Origin of the sequence: Aestuariivirga litoralis, assembly GCF_003234965.1 — a bacterium.
In the GTDB taxonomy this organism is placed as follows: domain Bacteria; phylum Pseudomonadota; class Alphaproteobacteria; order Rhizobiales; family Aestuariivirgaceae; genus Aestuariivirga; species Aestuariivirga litoralis.
In genome coordinates, this window is sequence record NZ_QKVK01000006.1 from 172,451 (window position 1) to 187,982 (window position 15,532).

Here is a 15,532-nt window from a genome sequence, read left to right on the forward strand (position 1 = left end):
CTCCCTCAGACGAACTGACAGAAACCTACGCCTCGCCTGGCAAAGGGACAAAGACCGTTCTTTGCATGGCTCCCCCGCCGCGGCAGGAATGGGAAACAGCGCTTCCCGGATCAACGGCTAGCCTTGCCGGACGCAGCGATACCTCCTGCGGCCTTCCTTGTTGGTATACCAGACCGCACGGTAGGAGCCGCAGGTGTCGCTGCGCTTGCGGGCGGCTGCGGGCTTGGCGCTGCTCTTTTTGCCAGCCGTGGAACGTGGCCTGGGAGCCGGCTCATCTTCGGCATCGACCCCGCCCGAAGTCGGCACGATGCGTGGCGCGCGGCTGATGCTGCCGATGACCGGACCGTCGGTGGCCGCCAGGCTGTCGGACTTTCGGGGCGACGCGCCGGGGCGTGGCTTCACCAGCATGGCAATGACTGCGGGGTCGGTTGCGGCCGAGGGCGGAACGAAATCCACCTCGGCGGTGGCGGGATCCTGCAGGACCAGCACCGCGCAGGGCACCTTGCCCACCTCGGTGACGCCATCGCCGGACTCCATCGGGCTCAGGCACTGGGCCCCCACGAGGATGACGACTTCGACCAGGTTCATGGGACATTCCTCACGCAATGACGAACTGCCGCCCCATGGCGCCGCCGCCGGCCCTCCGGCGCCGCGTGCAAGCTAGCCCGGATCGCTCCTGCTGCTCAAGCCGCGACCGGTTCTGTATGAAAGTGCACCGAGCGGGGATTGTTCCGGTTGCGGAGGATCAGCCTGTCCGGCGCGCGTTCCCGGCCTCTTCCGGCAGTTCCAGCAGCACGGCCGCCTCGGCCTGACGGTCGAACGCCACGGCCACGCCATGGGCGCCGCAGCGCTCGACCAGGCAGCTGGCCACGTCTTCCAGCGCGATGTTCTCGGCTTCCCATTTCTGGCGGATACGCTCCGCCTCCGGATAGAGCTGGATGCACTTGGACCGGTTGTGCGCGAGGGACAGGTCGATGTCCCTGATCATCGGCGTGGGCAATGGCCTGGTGGCTGGCATGGTTCTGTCTCCTGTGTGCGGAGAGCCTGTGCCCTTCCACCCCACATGGCAATCCGCCAAGGCCTCAAGCAGGGGCAGTGCAGGCTTTGCCGCAATCATGACAAGAGACTCAATCTTCGGCATCTGCGGTGCTTGCGCCATGTGGGCAACTGGCTCAATATGAGTAACTGAGACGCGAGTGTCGCCAGCGGGGAGTCCAGATGGCGCGGGAGGAGCGGGACGTTCGGCTGCAGATCATGCTGCAGCCGCAGGAACTCAAAGCCATCGAGGAATGGCGCTTCGAGCGGCGCATGCCGAGCCGCGCATCCGCCGTGCGGGAGTTGCTGCGACGGGGCCTTGCCGCCGAGGGCTTCGACCTGGCGCCGGATGGCAAGCAATCCGGGGAATTCGGCGTCACCGACGCCACGCCGGCCACGGGAAAGCGCTGATCCCCCTGTCGCGAGCCGGCTAGGGCAGCACGCCCGGCTCGAACAGGTCGTCGAGGCCGTTGGCATCCTTCACGGCCGCAAGCGCGGGAACACCGAAGATGCGCGCGATGGTCTTGAGGACCGAGCGGTGCGACAGGGGCACGCTGCTCGCATGCCCCGCCCTGATGCCCGCGCCTGCGGCGTAGAACGGCATGGTCAGGCCCTTGTGGCCCTCGTCCCACACCACGAAGACCACGGCGTCATTCGCCATCGCCCAGTCGATCAGCGGCGGCAGGAAGGTGGCGAGGAAGCCGTCGCCCTCGGCCACGGCATCGCTCTCGCAGCCCTCCTGGCCATGCATGTCGTTGCACAGGTCGGGCGTGACGAAGACATAGTTGGCGAGCCGGCCCGCCGCCATGTCGGCGCCGAACTGGTCGAGGCTGCGGGTGTGGGCGATGCAGTTGGCATTGTCGGCCGCGGGTGGCGAACCGGCGACGTCGGCGAAGAAGACGAAGGGATTGTGCTTGGCCGCATAATGCCCCGCGCTGTGCACCGGGCAGGCGCCGGTTGTCGCGGGATCGATGCCCTGCTGGTAGGTCATCCAGGTGAGCGGCGGGGTTGCGGCCTCGAGCATCGCTGTGAGGTGCTCGCGGCTGGCGGTCCAGTTCGGCGTGCCGAAGACATATCTGCAGCTTTCGCCGGGGTCGTTGTTGCACGTGAAGCTGGTGTCGGGGAAGCGGTTGGTGCCGGCCTCCATCAGGATGTAGTGCGGTTCGCTGTTGAGGTCCGGCAGCTCGTCGCGGAAGTCGAGGGCGCGCGCCGCGCGGGGCGCGAGCACGCCGTTGAGATAGGGGGCACTGGCGGTGTTGCCATAGACATAGCCATGGTTCTTGCCGGAGCCCTTCTCGGCATCCTTGTTCTCCATGGCGATGACGATGACATGCCTGGGCGCGGCGAGGGCGGAACCGTGGGGCACGGCCAGCGCGGCAAGAAGCAGAAGGACGGGAATGCGCATGCGGTTTGTCACCGTCCTCGGTTTATGGCTGGCGACCCCGGTTGGATTCGAACCAACGACCTAGTGCTTAGAAGGCACTTGCTCTAGTCCAGCTGAGCTACGGGGTCTCGTATTGCTGAAAATGTAGTCAAAAACCGAGCAGCACAAGTCCTTCCAGTCCACCTGAAAGTCAACTAGAAATCTTTGCTTGCCGCTCCTCAAACACTTGTTATGGCCGCCAATCAGTGTTTTTCTCGTTGCAAGCTAGGAATTTCAGATGAATTGGCTCCAGTTCATATCATCCATAGTGGCGAGTTTAGCGTGGCCAGCCTCTATCGGCATAGTCGCATTGTGCTTTCGAAAGCCACTGTTGAAGTTGCTGCCGAGAATTACCCAACTGGAATTAGGTCCTGGTAAAGCTACGTTCTCCGCCGAACTAATTCAGGCGGAGCAAACGGCGCAGAGTCTTCCGCGGACTTCTGGAGTGGGTCAGGCTACGGCGACGAGCCCGGATGATCCGTACTTGGAACTTGCGGCGCGCTTTCCCGAGGCCGCAGTCATGGACTCATTCAAGACAGTTGAAACTGCAGTAGAGTCTGCGAGAAAAGATGCCCCTCACATCAAACGATCCACGCAAAGGGAGTTCATCAGAAATCTCTTCGAGGGAGTTCCAGGCGGCCAAGAGATTATCTCTTTGTACGCTGACCTATCTATGACCCGAAACGCCGCAGTGCACGCTTCGGGGAAACACATCAGTTCCGCTGAAGCAATAGCCTATCGAGATTTGTGTGAAAGGTTCGTCGCAAGCTTCAAGGACGCACTTGCCTATCGTGAAGAGTTCTTACGAAAACGGCGCGCAGATTTGAATGATGCCCGATCAGCAGGAGACTAGCCCGCAACCGAAGCACTAACATCATGCGGACTCAATGCGTCCAGTTGACCGACCGGCCGAACTTGAAATTGTCGGAGTAGGATTTCTTGATGAACTTCGCCACCGGGGCGACGGGCAGAACCTGGTAGGCCAGGCCCTCGCGCTCGCAATAGGCGATGGCCTCTTCCTTGGTGTCGAAGGTGAGCTTCACCTGGGTGCGGGTGTCGGCCGAGGAGGTCCAGCCCATCAGCGGGTCGACCGTGCGCGGCGCGGAGGCCACGAATTCCAGCACCCAGTTGTCATACTTCGCCTTGCCGGACTGCATGGCGTTGCGGGCAGGCTTGTAGATGCGGACGGACATCGGCTCTCTTCTCTTTCTCGAACTGGCGGGAGGCCGGTGGTCGGGGTGGCGAGATTCGAACTCACGACCCCCTGCGCCCAAGGCAGGTGCGCTACCAGACTGCGCTACACCCCGATTTCGGGCCTCCGATAGGCCAGCCTCTTACCCACAAAGGCCCTCGCGGGCAAGGCTCAGGGGCGGGATCAGGGTGAGGGAGCCCCCTCCTCCGCCGCATTGTTGAACAGACGGTGAAAAACCGTGTCGCCGGCGCGGATCTGCTTCTTGCGGGCGGTGCCGGCAGGAAGCTCCAGCACCGCCTTCACCGGCTCGCTGATGCCGATGGTGTCGAGCGACTTCGGCACCGTGTTCTCCGCGATATAGGCGATGGAGCCATCGGGGCGGATGAACAGCATGTCGAGCGGGATGTAGGTGTTCTTCATCCACATCGACACCGGGCGCGGCTCGCCGAAGTCGAACAGCATGCCATGGCCCTCCGGCAGGCGCTGGCGGAACATCAGCCCGCGCTCGCGGGTCATCTCCGTGTCGGCGATTTCCACCGTGAACATGGTGGCATCGTCATCGGTGGCGATGGTGAGGGGCTCGATCTTGGTGAGCATCTCCTCGGCCCGGAGGCCGGGGGCCAGCAGCGCCAGGACGGCGCAGAGGATCAGTGTCAGGACATGGCGTTTCATGGCCCTTCGTCCTTCCCGCGCAATTGTTGCAGAACTTTGGCCTTACTGGGTGTGGGCCGGGCCGCCCTCGAGGGACAGGCGCACTTCCGCCGCCATCTTGCCCTTGGGGCCGTCGCCGAAGCGAATGTAGATCCAGCTGTCCGGCTGCAGGTCGGCGATGGCCGTCTTGCGCAGGGTTTCCATGTGAATGAAGATGTCGGGCTGGCCATCGCCCTCGGAGGCGAAGCCGAAGCCGCGGGCACGGTTGAACCACTTCACCTTGGCGCGGATCCAGGCACTCGACGGCGTCACCGTGGTGTGGGTGCGCGGGCGGCGCTCCACCGGGTTGATGGCGGTCGACGGATCCACCGCCAGCACGCGCAGGCACTGGTAGCCCTTCTGCCGCGCCACCGCCTCGCACACGACGCGCGTCCCCTCGAGCGGCGCCTCGAAGCCATCACGCTTCAGGCAGCTGAGGTGGAGCAGCACGTCCTGCATGCCGTTGTCCGGGATGATGAAGCCATAGCCGCGGCCCACATCGAACCACTTCACCAGACCGCTCACCTGCACGATGCGGATGTTGCTGTCGAGCGCGTCGGCCTGTGTGGTTGCCGTCCCGCCCTTCACTTCGCCGCTCACCGCCATGTCACCAACTCTGTCCCCGGTGCGGCCCTACTACAGCCCTGCCGCCATTCCGCCCCAATCTGCGCAAATCCGTGGCGTTTGTACAGCCCACCCAAGGGGGCCCGTGTGGAAAACCGGAGGTGGCGTTTCAGGAAACTCCCGACTGTGTCCTGCCGGCATCAGGTGAGGCCGCAAAAAGCCCCGCAATCATTGCGCTTTCAGCCCGGCGTGCAGGGAACGCCCCGCGTGGCCTGCGCCCGCCGCGGCAGGCGCGCGGCGGCATGATGACCAGCCAGGCGGCCATGGCCATCGCGGCATGGCGGCGCGCATCATCCGAATCAGCCGGGTGCGAGGCGCGCCATCACCGCGCCGAGCACGGGGCCCGCCTCGGCATGGATGACGAGACGCGCCAAACCGTCGAGTCCGGTTTCCTCGCGGTTGAGGATCACCAGCGGCGTGCGGTTATGACTGGCCAGAACAGGAAGGCCCGCGGCAGGAAAGACCTGCAGCGAGGAGCCGATCGACAGGAACAGGTCGGCATCGAGCGTGGCCGCGCGGGCATCGGCCATCTGCTGTTCCGGCATCGCCTGGCCGAAGGAGATGGTGGCCGACTTCACGATGCCGCCGCAGGCGCTGCACACGGGCGCGCGGCCGGTTTCGTCGATCACCCCGCGCACCCAGTCGATCTCGTGGCGCTGGCCGCAGGCGAGGCACCTGGCATAGGTGCCGTTGCCATGGATCTCGATGATGCGCTCCGCCGGGATGCCGGCGGCGGCGTGCAGCCCGTCGATGTTCTGGGTGATGACGGTGGAGACATGGCCCATGTCCATGAGCCTCGCCACCGCCTTGTGGCTGGGCCCCGGCTCTGCCTTCGCGATGGTGTCGCGGATCATCAGGAAGCGCCGCCATGCCTCGAGCCGCGTATCCTCCGAGGCGAGGAAGGCGCTGTATTCGATGGGCTTGTACCTCGTCCAGAAGCCGCACGGCGAACGGAAATCGGGAATGCCGCACTCGGTCGAGATGCCCGCCCCGGTGAACACCACGGCGCGCCTGGCGCGCTGGACCATGCCCGCCAGTTCATCTATCAGTCCGTCATTCACGAGGTGACCCCATGAAATATCTCCACACCATGATCCGCGTCTCCAACCTGGAGCAGTCGGTCGACTTCTTCATCAACAAGCTCGGCTTCGTCGAGCAGCGCCGCTACGAGAACGAGAAGGGCCGCTTCACGCTGGTTTTCGTCGCGGCACCCGAAAGCCCCGATGCGCCGGTCGAGCTCACCTACAACTGGGATCCGGAAGTCTATACCGGCGGACGCAATTTCGGCCACCTCGCGCTGGGCGTCGACAACATCTACGACTATTGCGCCAATCTCCAGAAGCACGGCATCACCATCAACCGCCCGCCGCGCGATGGCCGCATGGCCTTCATCAAGACGCCCGACGGCATCTCGATCGAGCTTCTGCAGAAGGGTGACGCGCTGCCGGTGGCGGAGCCGTGGAGCTCGATGCCGAACACGGGCACCTGGTGAGGAATCACCACACCCCGTCCACCTCATAGGCCTCGTCCATCCCGGGCCACGGCGGCATGGTGACGCCGACGCAGTGCAGCGGCTCCTCGCCGTCGTTGCGGAACTGGAAATGCGCGCCCACCGGAATGGCGACCGAGATGCCGGCGCGCAGCTCCACCATGACCTCCGCCGCGCCGAGCCTGCGCCACATGCGGCCGGTGCCGTGGGTGACGAGCCACACCTCTTCCACGCTGCGGTGCGCCACCGCCTTGGACACCGCCCCTGGCGGCAGGCTGAACTGCGCCATCGACCCGCGCGAGGTGGCGGCGAGGATGCGCACCTCCGAGCCATCGGGAGCGGTGACGTCCGGGTGGTGCGAGCGTTCGCGGGTCGAGAGGCTCATGCCATCAGCTGCCCGCCATTGACCTCGATCACCTGCCCCGTGACATAGCCCGAGGCCGCATCGCTGGCGAGATAGAGGAAGGTGCCGGCACAATCCTGCGCCACGCCCAGCCGCTGCATGGGAATGGTCTTGCGCGTCGCCTCGCGCTTGGCCTCGTCCGAGAAGCGGTCGTGGAACGCCGTGTGGATGGTGCCGGGCGACACGCAGTTGACGCGCACGCTGCTGGCGACGAGTTCCTTGGCCAGGGTCTTGGAGAAGGCGGAGACAAAGGCCTTGGCGCCGCCATAGACCGCACCCCCCGGGCTCGAGCCGGTGCGCGCCGCGATCGAGGTGACGTTGATGATGTTGCCAGCACCTTGCGCCTTCATCAGCTTCGCGGCGAGACGGCAGCAGTGGATGAGCTGGCGGCAGTTGAGATCGAACACCCTGTCGATGAAGTCGTCATCGAGTTCCGTCACCTGCACGCGGCCCACCAGGCTTCCGGCATTGTTGACGAGGACGTCGATGCGGCCGAAGCGGGCGAGCGCCGCGTCGAACAGCTTCTCCGGTGCGCCCTTCTCCGTCAGGTCCAGCTTCAGCGTGGCGATGCCGGCAGCCTCGATCGCGGCGCGTTCCGTGCCGCCGCCCAGATACTGCGCGAAGACATTTGCGCCCGCCGCCGCGAAGGCCAGGGATGCCGCCCCGCCAATGCCGGTGACGCCACCCGTCACCACCACAACCTTGCCCTTCAGATCGTCGAACATGGAATCCCCTTTGTCTCGGCCCGCATCATTGTTGCGGGCGGCGGCGATGGCAACAGCATCTTGCGGGGGCCCGCCTTGCGCGCCAAATTCGCACCATGGCGCGCGGGCTCATGGTCTGGCTTCTCATCATGGTGGCGGAGACGGTCCACGGCGTGCTGCGCGGGCTGCTGCTGGTGCCGCTGACCGGCGCCGCCGCGGCGGAGCGCATCGGCTGGCCGGTGGCAGCGCTGCTGGTGCTGGCGATCACCACGCTCGCCATTGGCTGGACGGGTCTTGCCACGCCAAGGCAGCTGCTGCGGCTGGGCGTGGTCTGGGCGGTGCTGACGGTCCTGTTCGAGCTCGGCATCGGCGCCCTGCGCGGCCTCGATGCGCAGGGGCTGGCCGCGGCCCTCAACCCGCTGACCGGCAGCGTTCCATGGAGTGCGGCGCTGATGGTGCTGGCGCCCCTCATCGCCGCGCGGCTGCGCGGCGTGCGGTGAGGCTCAGCGCAGGCGGGCGACCCCGCTCCTGCCGTCGTCGCGCACCCACTTGATCTTGTTGGCCGCGAGCTTGGTGACGGTGAAGCAGAAGGTCTTGCCGTCATACCACTGCCGCCACTTCTGGCACAGCTTCTCGCCCGACACCCACCAGCGCCCGCTGTCCTTCGGCGTCATGTAGCGCCCGAGGCCCGCTGCCTCGCCGGACCCATCGACGACGCCGCCGGGGCGATAGGTGAGCGGGATCTCGCCACCCAGCGGCACCGCCAGGTAGATGCGCTTGCCGCTGATGAAGGACTTGAGCGCCGCGCCCTGCAGCTTTTCCGCGGCGGCAGGGGCGGCCAGAGCCGCAAGAGCCAGGGCCACGCCCCAGAACCGCAGAGCCGCGGCGCGCGTAGTGAACATGCCTCGCATTGCCAGAACCTCTTCCGTGTCACCGATGCCTTGGCTACGCAGAAAGACCCGCGCCAGACCGCATGCCCGCCTTCACCGCCCTGTTCCAGTTCCTCGCCTTCGACATTGCCTGGGCCTCCGCCGTGGCCGGAGGCGCGGGCGGCTGGCCATGGATCGGTGCCATTCCGGCGCTTGGTGTGCTCGCCCTTCACCTTTTCGTGAGCCGGGCGGTGATCGCAGCGGAGCTTGGCGCCGTGCTGGCCATCGCCCTGTTCGGCATCCTGCTGGAAGCCGGCTTCATGGGTGCCGGGCTGGTGAATTTTGCGGGGCACCCGGTGCTGGGCGTGCTGCCGCCCGTCTGGGTGTGGGCGCTGTGGCTGGGCTTTGCCAGCCTGCCCAATGGCAGCCTCGTCTGGCTTCAGGGGCGCCCGGTTCTGCAGGCGGGGCTGGGTCTGGTCTTCGGCCCGCTGGCCTACTGGACGGGCGCCAAGATGGGTGCTGCCGCCATGCCCACGGCGGGGGCATTCCTGGTCATCGCGCTGGCCTGGGCGCTGGCCTTTCCCGTCATCATGGCCATGGCAGCACGGCTGTCGCCGCGTCAGCCCACCCGCACGCCAGTTGATCTCGATCATGGAGCGGGCGGCAGGCCGCAGGGCAAGTGAGTTGACGAACGAAGCGAAAGCCTGCCCATGACCAGCCTGAACTTCATCCTCGGCCTGATCGCGCTGCTCTTCGCGCCGGGACCGACCAATGCGCTGCTCGCCCTTTCAGGCGCCGAGGCCGGCGCATGGCGCACGCTGCGGCTCCTGCCATTCGTCGCCCTTGCCTATGCGATCACCGTTCTCCCGTTGTCCCTGCTGGGGGACGAACTACAACAGCAGCAGCATTGGGTGCGCGCCGCTGTCGGCTTCGCCGCCGCGCTGTGGGTGGCGTGGATGGCGGTGGCCCTGTGGCATGGTTCCGGCCAGGCAGCGGGGGCGACGCCCGGCAGTTCGCGGGCGGCCCGGCTGTTCATCACCACGCTGCTCAACCCCAAGGCCTTTGTCATCGGCCTGGTGCTGGTTCCGGCCCAGCCGTCCCAGCCCATGGCGATCGTGATGTTTTTCGTAGTCCTTACTATGGCCGGCGCGGCATGGAGCGTGCTGGGGAGCGCGCTGCATGGATCCGCGCAGGGGCTGCCCGTGCTGCGGCGCATCTGTGCCGCCTGGCTCGGCCTGCTGGCCGTACTTCTCGGCTCGGCTGCCTTCGCCGCTTGAGGTTCAGAGCGAGACATCACCGCCCGCCTCGACGACCTTGGCGAGCGGCGCCGAAAGCCGCCAGACGAGGCCTTGCGGGGCGTGGTCCAAGGCCGCCTCGGCCTCGAGCGACTGCTCGGCGAGGCGGGTCAGGATCAGCGTGCCGAGGCCCGAGCGCTCCGGCGGCGCGACCGGCGGTCCACCCTCCTCGCGCCAGGTGACGAGCAGGCGCCGTCCATCCTCCGTCACCTCCCACGACACCGCCACGCGGCCGTCCTCGCGTGACAGCGCGCCATACTTGCCGGCATTGGCGGCAAGTTCGTGCAGCGCCATGCCGAGGCTCTGCGCGGCGGAGGCATTGATGCGCAGTGGCGGACCGGCCACCATGATCCGTCGGCCCACCAGGTCCTTGAAGTGTGCCAGCTGCGAGCTCACCAGTTCGCCGAGTTCCACACCCCGCCAGGCATTGTTGACGAGCAGGTCGTGGCTCGCCGCCAGGCCCTGCAGCCGGTCGCTGAAGCGCTCGGCGAAGCGTGCGGGATCGCCATAACTCGCCGTCTGCCGCGCCACCGACTGGACCACGGCAAGCAGGTTCTTCGAGCGGTGGTTCACCTCGCGCATCAGGAGCTTGATCTGCTCTTCCTGGCGCTTGCGCTCCGTCATGTCGGTGACCAGCGCCACGATCGACACGGGGGTGCCCTGTCGGTCGCGCAGCAGCAGCACGAACTTGTGCACCCACACGGTGCGGCCGGTCTTGTGGATGGAGCGGTTGAAGATCTCGAAATACGGCACCTCCTGGCGCACCAGCCGCTCCATCTCGCGGAGGTTCGCGTCGCGGTCGTCGGGGTGGACGATGGAGACGAAGGGCACGTTGCGCAACTCATCCAGCGAATAGCCGAGGATGCGCTCATAGGCCGGGTTGCACTGCACGAAGTTGCCGTCGATGTCGGAAATGGAAATGCCGGTCGGCGCATTCTCGAAGATGCCGCGGAAGCGCTCCTCGCTGGCCAGCAGCTGCTCCTCGAAGCGCTTGCGGGCGGTGATGTCGGTGGCCACGCCCAGCACCTGGCGCAACCGCCCGCCGGCATCACGCGAGAAGGCGCGGTCGCTGCTCAGCAGCCACACCCAGCTGCCGTCCTTGCGGCGCATGCGGTATTCGATGTCGGGCGAGGTCACTTCCGGGCTGGCCCGCATCGCGGCGAAGCGGGCCATGGCGCGCGGCACGTCGTCCGGATGCAGCAGCGTTGCCATCAACCCGGGGCCCATGGCTGAGATCTCCTGCGGCTCGTAGCCGAGGATGGACTTCGACTGCGGGCTGATGAACAGGTTATGGCCGGTCTCGATGTCATAAATATAGGTGAGGGAAGGTGCTGCGGCGATGACGCTGCCTGAGAAGTGCTGCTGGCTCTGCAGGCTTTCGGTGAGCTGGCGCGAGGTGACCAGAGTGCGCTGCTGGAAGTCGATGGCCTTGACGATGAGATAGCCGAAGAGCGCGAAGCTGAACCACGACGCGACGTCCCACACCAGCGGCACGGGATCATGGCCCGGCCTGAAGAAGAAGGGCGACACCGCAAGCCCGGTGAGCAGCGCGGCAATGCCCATGCGGTGACCGCCGATCAGGGCGCAGAACAGGATGGCGGGGTAGAAGCTGAGGAAGGGACCGGCCAGCGGAAACAGCAGCCGCATCACCACGGCCGTGCCGATCACCGCAATGCACAGGGCCCAGGACAGCCAGTCCCGGCGCGGCAGTCGCGACAGCCAGTGATCCAGTTTCAAGCCCAGTGACCGGCCAGGGCCGGCTCCTCGTTGCGCCGGTCGAGACTAGCATGGGGTGGCGCGGACGAGGTCGCTCATCCCGCAGAATTTTTTCCTCAACCCTGCGCTGACGGCAGGTTGCGCGATGTGACCTTGCGTTGCCGGCCTAGGCCTTTTCCTTGCGGCGCCTGGCCATGGCACCGATGATGGTGGAGACGGCCGGCAGCACGAGGCCCGCCATCGACCCGGCACCCAGCCCGCCCATCAGCGGGGCAGACCTGATCTCGGTCTCGATCGAGTCCGCCGCCATGTTTCGGATCTCCTCGGCCAGCGCCATTTCGGGCCCCGGCTTCACGGCAGCGGCAACGGCCAGCGCCGCCGCGGCGAGCGCCAGGTTGATGAGGCCCAGCCCGGCCGGTGTCCACACCGGCCCCCACAGCGGCGAGAGCCAGGCAAACAGCCCCATGTTGACGAAGACCAGGCCAAGCCCGGCGAACAGCAGCGCGAAGCCGACGAAGGCCGACCGCTTGAGGGCGAAGGCGAGCTTCGCCTGCAGCATCAGCAGCTCGCCGCGCAGGATGAGGCGGATGTGACGGGACAGGTTGTTGAGGTTCATGATGCGATATCCCTAATGCGCGGTAAGCCGGCCGATGAGGATGCCCAGCGCCAGCGCCCCGGCAACCGTTGCGACCGGGTGCTCGGCGATGGTGTCCTCGGCGTTTTCCAGCATGTCCTGGACCAGGCGGTTGAGTTCGGCGATCTGCTCGTGCAGGCCGCCGGCCGCGGCCGCGTCACCCGCCGGCGCGGCTGCGGCCTCGCGCATCCGGGCGAGTTCCGCCCTGATCTCGTCCAGCTCCGTCTTCAGCGTCTTGCCGAGCGCCATGCCGATCCTCCCTCGCCAGCCCGATTGGTTAGCATCCTGCAAACGCGCGGGTGGCAACTGCCGTCCGGCGATTGTAACCATTTTAACGGGTCTGTGGAAAGCTCCGGGCATTGCAGGTGGCGGCCCCCCGGGGCCGAGGCATTACGCCGCCCCGCCCGCCGGACATGCCGGCATCCCCCCACTCGCCATCGCGCGGGCTCGCCCGCCATCGACCTGCAGGACCGCCATGACAGCGCATGCTCTCACGGATTCCGGCCCGCCGTCCGCCATCCCGGACGTGTGGGATGACCAGCGCCTTGCCAGCCTCATCGCCGACGTGGGCGAGACCGGGCTGCGCGACATTCTCCGCCTGTTCATGGCGGACATGCCCTTCCTGCACCGGCAGTTCGATGCCGCGGTGGCCGGCGGCAATGCCGAAGCGGCCCTCGCCGTGCTGGCCGCGGTGCTCGATTCCGCCGAGGCGCTGGGGCTTTGCGCATTGGCCGCCCAGGCCCGCGCGATGCAGGCCGATCCGCTGGCCCGGTCCAACCCCGACCTCCTGTCGCGCGAGGCGGCGCGCATCCGCTTCGTTCCGTCCCTCAAGCATGCTTCATAAGGATTATCCGATGAGCGCGAAACTCTCCGTCCTGATCGTCGACGACAACCGCACGAACCTCGCCCTCATGGACATGCTGGTGCGCAAGCTGCCGGATTGCGTGACACAGCTGCAGACCGACCCGCAGCTGCTGCTCGCCGACCTCGGCCGGCTGGACTATGACGTGGCTGTGCTGGCCGCCCGCATGGCGCCGCTCGACGGCATCACGCTCGCCGGGCGGCTGAAGGCCGATCAGCGCTTCCGGGACAAGCCGATCCTGCTGGCTGCCGATGACCCCGATGGCGGGATGCGGGCGCGCGCCTTGGCCGCCGGCATCGAGGAGGTGCTGGAAAAGCCCATCAACCCCGTCGAGTTCCGCGCCCGCATCCAGAGCTTCGCGCGGCCGCGTCCGCAGGCCTCGCCGTGGGACGAGCCCTACACGGCGCCGGCAGACGTCATGGCGCACGAGGACGAATATGTGTCGACCCTCGTCAAGGTGGCGGGCTGCCGCGACCGCGAGTCGCCGCAGCACAGCCAGCGCGTGGCGCGCTACTGCGCCATTCTCGCGCATAATCTCGGCCTGCCGGAGGAGTTCTGCCGTGACATCCTCCATGCCGCGCCGCTGCACGACATCGGCAAGGCCGGCCTGAGCGATGCGCTGCTGCGCAAGCCCGGCCTCCTGTCGCCCGAGGAACGCCGCGAGATGGAGGAGCACACCCGCATCGGCCATGCCATGCTGAAGGGCAGCCGCTCGCGGGTGTTCCGCATGGCGGCCGAGATTGCCCTCACCCACCACGAGCGCTGGAATGGCTCGGGCTATCCGCAGCGGCTGCGGGCCGAGCAGATCCCGCTGTCGGGGCGCATCGCCGCCGTGGCGGACGTGTTCGACGCGCTCACCAGCCTGCGCGCCTACAAGACCGCCTGGTCGATCGCCAATGCCTTCACCTATCTCCACGACAATGCGGGTGAGCAGTTCGACCCCGCCTGTGTCGCCGCCTTCGAGAACGGCCGCGAGGAGATTGCCGCGGTGATGCTCGCCATGCCCGACCCCGACGACGGCACCGCGGACGCGGCCTAGGCCGGCCAGTCCAGGCTGAAGACGGTTCCCCCGCCGGGCGCGGGCGCGAGCCGCCACGCACCATCGATCTGGCGCGACAGCGCATCCATGATGCGCGTGCCGAGGCCACCGGGGCGGCCCTGCTCCGCCATGCCCTGGCCACTGTCGCGCACCGTCAGAAGATTGCGCCCGTCATGACACTCGAGGCTCACCCGGATGGCGCCATCGCCGGCATCGAGGCCGTGCTTGATGGCATTGGTGATCGCCTCGGTGGCTAGGATGGCCACCGGCACCGCGCGGTCGAGCCCGATGGCCACCGGCTGAAGATCGGTGGTGATCGCCGCATTGCCGCCGATCATCGATGCGGACAGCTGCTGCACGAGCTGCGCGATGAACAGGTCGAGCTGCACGTCCGACGGCGAGGCAGCGCGGTAGATCTGCTCGTGCACCAGGGCAATGGCGCGCACCCGCGCGCCGGTTTCATCGAGCAGGGGCCGCAGTTCCGGCGGCAGGCGTTCGGTCTGCAGCCGCAGCAGGCTGGAGATGACCTGGAGATTGTTCTTCACCCGGTGGTGGACCTCCTGGAACAGCACCTTGTTGTCGGCCAGCGCCTGTTCCACCTGCCGGCTCTTCTCCTGCAGCTGGCGGGACAGGCTGAGCAGCAGCTGCGTCAGCAGCAGAAGCAGGGGGATGCCGATGGCAAGCCCCCACAGCAGCGGCGCCAGGACCTCTGCCACCGGCACCGCCGCCACCGCATAAAGCCTGAGCTCCGGGATATTGCGCACCGCGCTCACCGACCACGCGCCGAACAGCGAGCCGAAGCCCGTCCAGCTCACATCCGGCGGCGGGCCAGGCAGCGCGAAGGGCCTGTCGATCATCTCCGGCCGGAACGGCAGGGCGGCGACGAGGAAGCCCTCATGCTGGACGAGGGCGGTGCGGGTGAGGCGCTGGTCCGGCGCCAGGCCGGTGATCGAGCCCGACGGGATGCCGAGGTTGATGATGCCCAGAAGCCCGCGATCCCTGTCGCGATAGGCGGCGGTGTAGGTGAAGACGTAGCGCTTGCTCAGGCGGCTGAGGATGGCGGGCCCGACATAGGCATCGAGCCCCTCATTCACATGCGCCTTGAACCAGCGGCGGTCGTTCACCGGCGGCGCGGCGCCGGGGGGCGCCACCGTCGAGGCCACCCAGCGCCCGTCGGGCAATGCCAGGCCGATGATGCTTCCCTCCGGCAGCCAGGCGAGCAGCGTCGCCAGCTTTTCGGCATTGCGGGGATCATCACCCGCGCCCTGAACGCCGCCGCGCTGATCGAGGAACTCCTCGTATTCATCGACGACGAAGGCCGCGAGCGTCAGCGAGCGGCGGGCGAACTGCTCGAGGCTGACCGCGGTGGCCGCGGTATGGACCTTGGCGTGATGCAGCAGCAGCCAGGCAATGGCAGCCGCCGCCACGCCTCCCAAGACCCACAGCATCAGCAGGATCACCCGCGCGCCGCGGCGGATCAGCGGGCTCACGTCGCCCGCCGCCACAGCACCGGCACCGCCGGCCAGGCGGCGGAGCACGGCACGGTCTTTCCCGGTG

21 protein-coding genes and 2 tRNA genes are annotated in these 15,532 nt (G+C 67.1%); 7 read left to right on the top strand and 16 right to left on the bottom strand.

Features of this window, described 5'->3' with window-relative positions:
* Positions 1 to 117: 117 nt before the first annotated feature.
* A complete protein-coding gene (locus DK847_RS13955; protein WP_111199129.1) occupies positions 118 to 588 on the bottom strand; it encodes a hypothetical protein in 471 nt (156 codons plus the stop codon).
* Positions 589 to 745: 157 nt separating this feature from the next.
* On the bottom strand, positions 746 to 1,018 hold the full coding sequence (locus DK847_RS13960) for a hypothetical protein (RefSeq protein ID WP_146256134.1): 273 nt from the start codon (positions 1,016 to 1,018) through the stop codon (positions 746 to 748).
* Between the two features lie 200 nt (positions 1,019 to 1,218).
* Here DK847_RS13960 and DK847_RS13965 point away from each other — a divergent pair, with 200 nt between their 5' ends.
* On the top strand, positions 1,219 to 1,446 hold the full coding sequence (locus DK847_RS13965; RefSeq protein WP_111199131.1) for a hypothetical protein: 228 nt from the start codon (positions 1,219 to 1,221) through the stop codon (positions 1,444 to 1,446).
* 19 nt (positions 1,447 to 1,465) lie between these two features.
* Here the strand turns inward: DK847_RS13965 and DK847_RS13970 are convergent, their stop codons facing one another.
* From DK847_RS13970 to DK847_RS14000, 7 genes are all read right to left on the bottom strand, one after another.
* Positions 1,466 to 2,440: an alkaline phosphatase family protein gene (locus DK847_RS13970; RefSeq protein ID WP_146256135.1), complete on the bottom strand. Its 975-nt coding sequence runs from the start codon at positions 2,438 to 2,440 to the stop codon at positions 1,466 to 1,468.
* A gap of 29 nt (positions 2,441 to 2,469) precedes the next feature.
* Positions 2,470 to 2,547 (bottom strand) — tRNA-Arg (locus tag DK847_RS13975).
* Between the two features lie 795 nt (positions 2,548 to 3,342).
* Complete coding sequence (locus tag DK847_RS13980) at positions 3,343 to 3,651, bottom strand: ETC complex I subunit (RefSeq protein WP_111199133.1); 309 nt, start codon at positions 3,649 to 3,651, stop codon at positions 3,343 to 3,345.
* A 37-nt stretch (positions 3,652 to 3,688) separates the two neighbouring features.
* Positions 3,689 to 3,765 (bottom strand) — tRNA-Pro (locus DK847_RS13985).
* Positions 3,766 to 3,833: 68 nt separating this feature from the next.
* Positions 3,834 to 4,322, bottom strand: coding sequence for a DUF192 domain-containing protein (locus DK847_RS13990; RefSeq protein ID WP_111199134.1), 489 nt, complete (start codon positions 4,320 to 4,322; stop codon positions 3,834 to 3,836).
* A gap of 42 nt (positions 4,323 to 4,364) precedes the next feature.
* Positions 4,365 to 4,946, bottom strand: a complete 582-nt coding sequence (locus DK847_RS13995; RefSeq protein ID WP_111199135.1) for a cold-shock protein — start codon at positions 4,944 to 4,946, stop codon at positions 4,365 to 4,367.
* A 317-nt stretch (positions 4,947 to 5,263) separates the two neighbouring features.
* A complete protein-coding gene (locus tag DK847_RS14000; RefSeq protein WP_111199136.1) occupies positions 5,264 to 5,992 on the bottom strand; it encodes an SIR2 family NAD-dependent protein deacylase in 729 nt (242 codons plus the stop codon).
* Between the two features lie 44 nt (positions 5,993 to 6,036).
* Between DK847_RS14000 and DK847_RS14005 the strand changes: the two genes are divergently transcribed.
* Positions 6,037 to 6,456 carry a VOC family protein gene (locus DK847_RS14005; protein WP_111199137.1) on the top strand — a complete coding sequence of 140 codons (420 nt, stop codon included), beginning with the start codon at positions 6,037 to 6,039 and terminating at the stop codon, positions 6,454 to 6,456.
* Positions 6,457 to 6,460: 4 nt separating this feature from the next.
* On the opposite strand, the gene DK847_RS14010 is transcribed toward DK847_RS14005, so the two are convergent.
* Both DK847_RS14010 and DK847_RS14015 read right to left on the bottom strand, forming a co-directional pair.
* Positions 6,461 to 6,838 carry a cupin domain-containing protein gene (locus tag DK847_RS14010; protein ID WP_111199138.1) on the bottom strand — a complete coding sequence of 126 codons (378 nt, stop codon included), beginning with the start codon at positions 6,836 to 6,838 and terminating at the stop codon, positions 6,461 to 6,463.
* Positions 6,835 to 7,581: an SDR family NAD(P)-dependent oxidoreductase gene (locus DK847_RS14015; RefSeq protein ID WP_111199139.1), complete on the bottom strand. Its 747-nt coding sequence runs from the start codon at positions 7,579 to 7,581 to the stop codon at positions 6,835 to 6,837. The genes DK847_RS14010 and DK847_RS14015 overlap by 4 nt, the downstream gene beginning before the upstream one ends.
* A gap of 95 nt (positions 7,582 to 7,676) precedes the next feature.
* On the opposite strand from DK847_RS14015, the gene DK847_RS14020 reads away from it, so the two are divergent.
* Positions 7,677 to 8,060 carry a hypothetical protein gene (locus DK847_RS14020; RefSeq protein WP_111199140.1) on the top strand — a complete coding sequence of 128 codons (384 nt, stop codon included), beginning with the start codon at positions 7,677 to 7,679 and terminating at the stop codon, positions 8,058 to 8,060.
* 3 nt (positions 8,061 to 8,063) lie between these two features.
* On the opposite strand, the gene DK847_RS14025 is transcribed toward DK847_RS14020, so the two are convergent.
* The gene (locus DK847_RS14025; protein WP_111199141.1) at positions 8,064 to 8,462 is read right to left on the bottom strand and encodes a hypothetical protein; all 399 of its coding nucleotides are present in this window, start codon (positions 8,460 to 8,462) and stop codon (positions 8,064 to 8,066) included.
* A 71-nt stretch (positions 8,463 to 8,533) separates the two neighbouring features.
* Between DK847_RS14025 and DK847_RS14030 the strand changes: the two genes are divergently transcribed.
* Complete coding sequence (locus tag DK847_RS14030) at positions 8,534 to 9,112, top strand: DUF2878 domain-containing protein (protein WP_111199142.1); 579 nt, start codon at positions 8,534 to 8,536, stop codon at positions 9,110 to 9,112.
* A 27-nt stretch (positions 9,113 to 9,139) separates the two neighbouring features.
* A complete protein-coding gene (locus tag DK847_RS14035) occupies positions 9,140 to 9,706 on the top strand; it encodes a hypothetical protein (protein WP_111199143.1) in 567 nt (188 codons plus the stop codon).
* A 3-nt stretch (positions 9,707 to 9,709) separates the two neighbouring features.
* Here the strand turns inward: DK847_RS14035 and DK847_RS14040 are convergent, their stop codons facing one another.
* The 3 genes from DK847_RS14040 to DK847_RS14050 form a co-directional block, all read right to left on the bottom strand.
* Entirely contained in the window at positions 9,710 to 11,461 is a 1,752-nt protein-coding gene (locus DK847_RS14040; protein ID WP_146256136.1) for a PAS domain S-box protein, read from the bottom strand.
* 145 nt (positions 11,462 to 11,606) lie between these two features.
* The gene (locus DK847_RS14045; protein WP_111199145.1) at positions 11,607 to 12,056 is read right to left on the bottom strand and encodes a hypothetical protein; all 450 of its coding nucleotides are present in this window, start codon (positions 12,054 to 12,056) and stop codon (positions 11,607 to 11,609) included.
* Between the two features lie 12 nt (positions 12,057 to 12,068).
* Complete coding sequence (locus tag DK847_RS14050; protein ID WP_111199146.1) at positions 12,069 to 12,323, bottom strand: hypothetical protein; 255 nt, start codon at positions 12,321 to 12,323, stop codon at positions 12,069 to 12,071.
* 226 nt (positions 12,324 to 12,549) lie between these two features.
* Between DK847_RS14050 and DK847_RS20645 the strand changes: the two genes are divergently transcribed.
* Together DK847_RS20645 and DK847_RS14055 are read left to right on the top strand one after the other, a co-directional pair.
* A complete protein-coding gene (locus DK847_RS20645; protein ID WP_161957282.1) occupies positions 12,550 to 12,918 on the top strand; it encodes a hypothetical protein in 369 nt (122 codons plus the stop codon).
* 10 nt (positions 12,919 to 12,928) lie between these two features.
* A complete protein-coding gene (locus tag DK847_RS14055) occupies positions 12,929 to 13,975 on the top strand; it encodes an HD-GYP domain-containing protein (RefSeq protein WP_161957283.1) in 1,047 nt (348 codons plus the stop codon).
* Here the strand turns inward: DK847_RS14055 and DK847_RS14060 are convergent.
* Positions 13,972 to 15,513 carry a sensor histidine kinase gene (locus tag DK847_RS14060; RefSeq protein WP_146256137.1) on the bottom strand — a complete coding sequence of 514 codons (1,542 nt, stop codon included), beginning with the start codon at positions 15,511 to 15,513 and terminating at the stop codon, positions 13,972 to 13,974. The two genes, DK847_RS14055 and DK847_RS14060, sit on opposite strands and share 4 nt — an antisense overlap.
* Positions 15,514 to 15,532 lie beyond the last annotated feature (19 nt).

Coding starts and splice junctions, on each gene's coding strand:
- DK847_RS13955 (WP_111199129.1), bottom strand. CDS start 588: ATGAACCTGGTCGAAGTCGTCATCCTCGTGGGGGCCCAGTGCCTGAGC.
- DK847_RS13995 (WP_111199135.1), bottom strand. CDS start 4,946: ATGGCGGTGAGCGGCGAAGTGAAGGGCGGGACGGCAACCACACAGGCC.
- DK847_RS14045 (WP_111199145.1), bottom strand. CDS start 12,056: ATGAACCTCAACAACCTGTCCCGTCACATCCGCCTCATCCTGCGCGGC.
- DK847_RS13965 (WP_111199131.1), top strand. CDS start 1,219: ATGGCGCGGGAGGAGCGGGACGTTCGGCTGCAGATCATGCTGCAGCCG.
- DK847_RS14025 (WP_111199141.1), bottom strand. CDS start 8,462: ATGTTCACTACGCGCGCCGCGGCTCTGCGGTTCTGGGGCGTGGCCCTG.
- DK847_RS14055 (WP_161957283.1), top strand. CDS start 12,929: ATGAGCGCGAAACTCTCCGTCCTGATCGTCGACGACAACCGCACGAAC.
- DK847_RS14005 (WP_111199137.1), top strand. CDS start 6,037: ATGAAATATCTCCACACCATGATCCGCGTCTCCAACCTGGAGCAGTCG.
- DK847_RS14035 (WP_111199143.1), top strand. CDS start 9,140: ATGACCAGCCTGAACTTCATCCTCGGCCTGATCGCGCTGCTCTTCGCG.
- DK847_RS13960 (WP_146256134.1), bottom strand. CDS start 1,018: ATGCCAGCCACCAGGCCATTGCCCACGCCGATGATCAGGGACATCGAC.
- DK847_RS14020 (WP_111199140.1), top strand. CDS start 7,677: ATGGCGCGCGGGCTCATGGTCTGGCTTCTCATCATGGTGGCGGAGACG.
- DK847_RS14015 (WP_111199139.1), bottom strand. CDS start 7,581: ATGTTCGACGATCTGAAGGGCAAGGTTGTGGTGGTGACGGGTGGCGTC.
- DK847_RS14000 (WP_111199136.1), bottom strand. CDS start 5,992: ATGGTCCAGCGCGCCAGGCGCGCCGTGGTGTTCACCGGGGCGGGCATC.
- DK847_RS13990 (WP_111199134.1), bottom strand. CDS start 4,322: ATGAAACGCCATGTCCTGACACTGATCCTCTGCGCCGTCCTGGCGCTG.
- DK847_RS20645 (WP_161957282.1), top strand. CDS start 12,550: ATGACAGCGCATGCTCTCACGGATTCCGGCCCGCCGTCCGCCATCCCG.
- DK847_RS14030 (WP_111199142.1), top strand. CDS start 8,534: ATGCCCGCCTTCACCGCCCTGTTCCAGTTCCTCGCCTTCGACATTGCC.
- DK847_RS13970 (WP_146256135.1), bottom strand. CDS start 2,440: ATGCGCATTCCCGTCCTTCTGCTTCTTGCCGCGCTGGCCGTGCCCCAC.
- DK847_RS14010 (WP_111199138.1), bottom strand. CDS start 6,838: ATGAGCCTCTCGACCCGCGAACGCTCGCACCACCCGGACGTCACCGCT.
- DK847_RS13980 (WP_111199133.1), bottom strand. CDS start 3,651: ATGTCCGTCCGCATCTACAAGCCTGCCCGCAACGCCATGCAGTCCGGC.
- DK847_RS14050 (WP_111199146.1), bottom strand. CDS start 12,323: ATGGCGCTCGGCAAGACGCTGAAGACGGAGCTGGACGAGATCAGGGCG.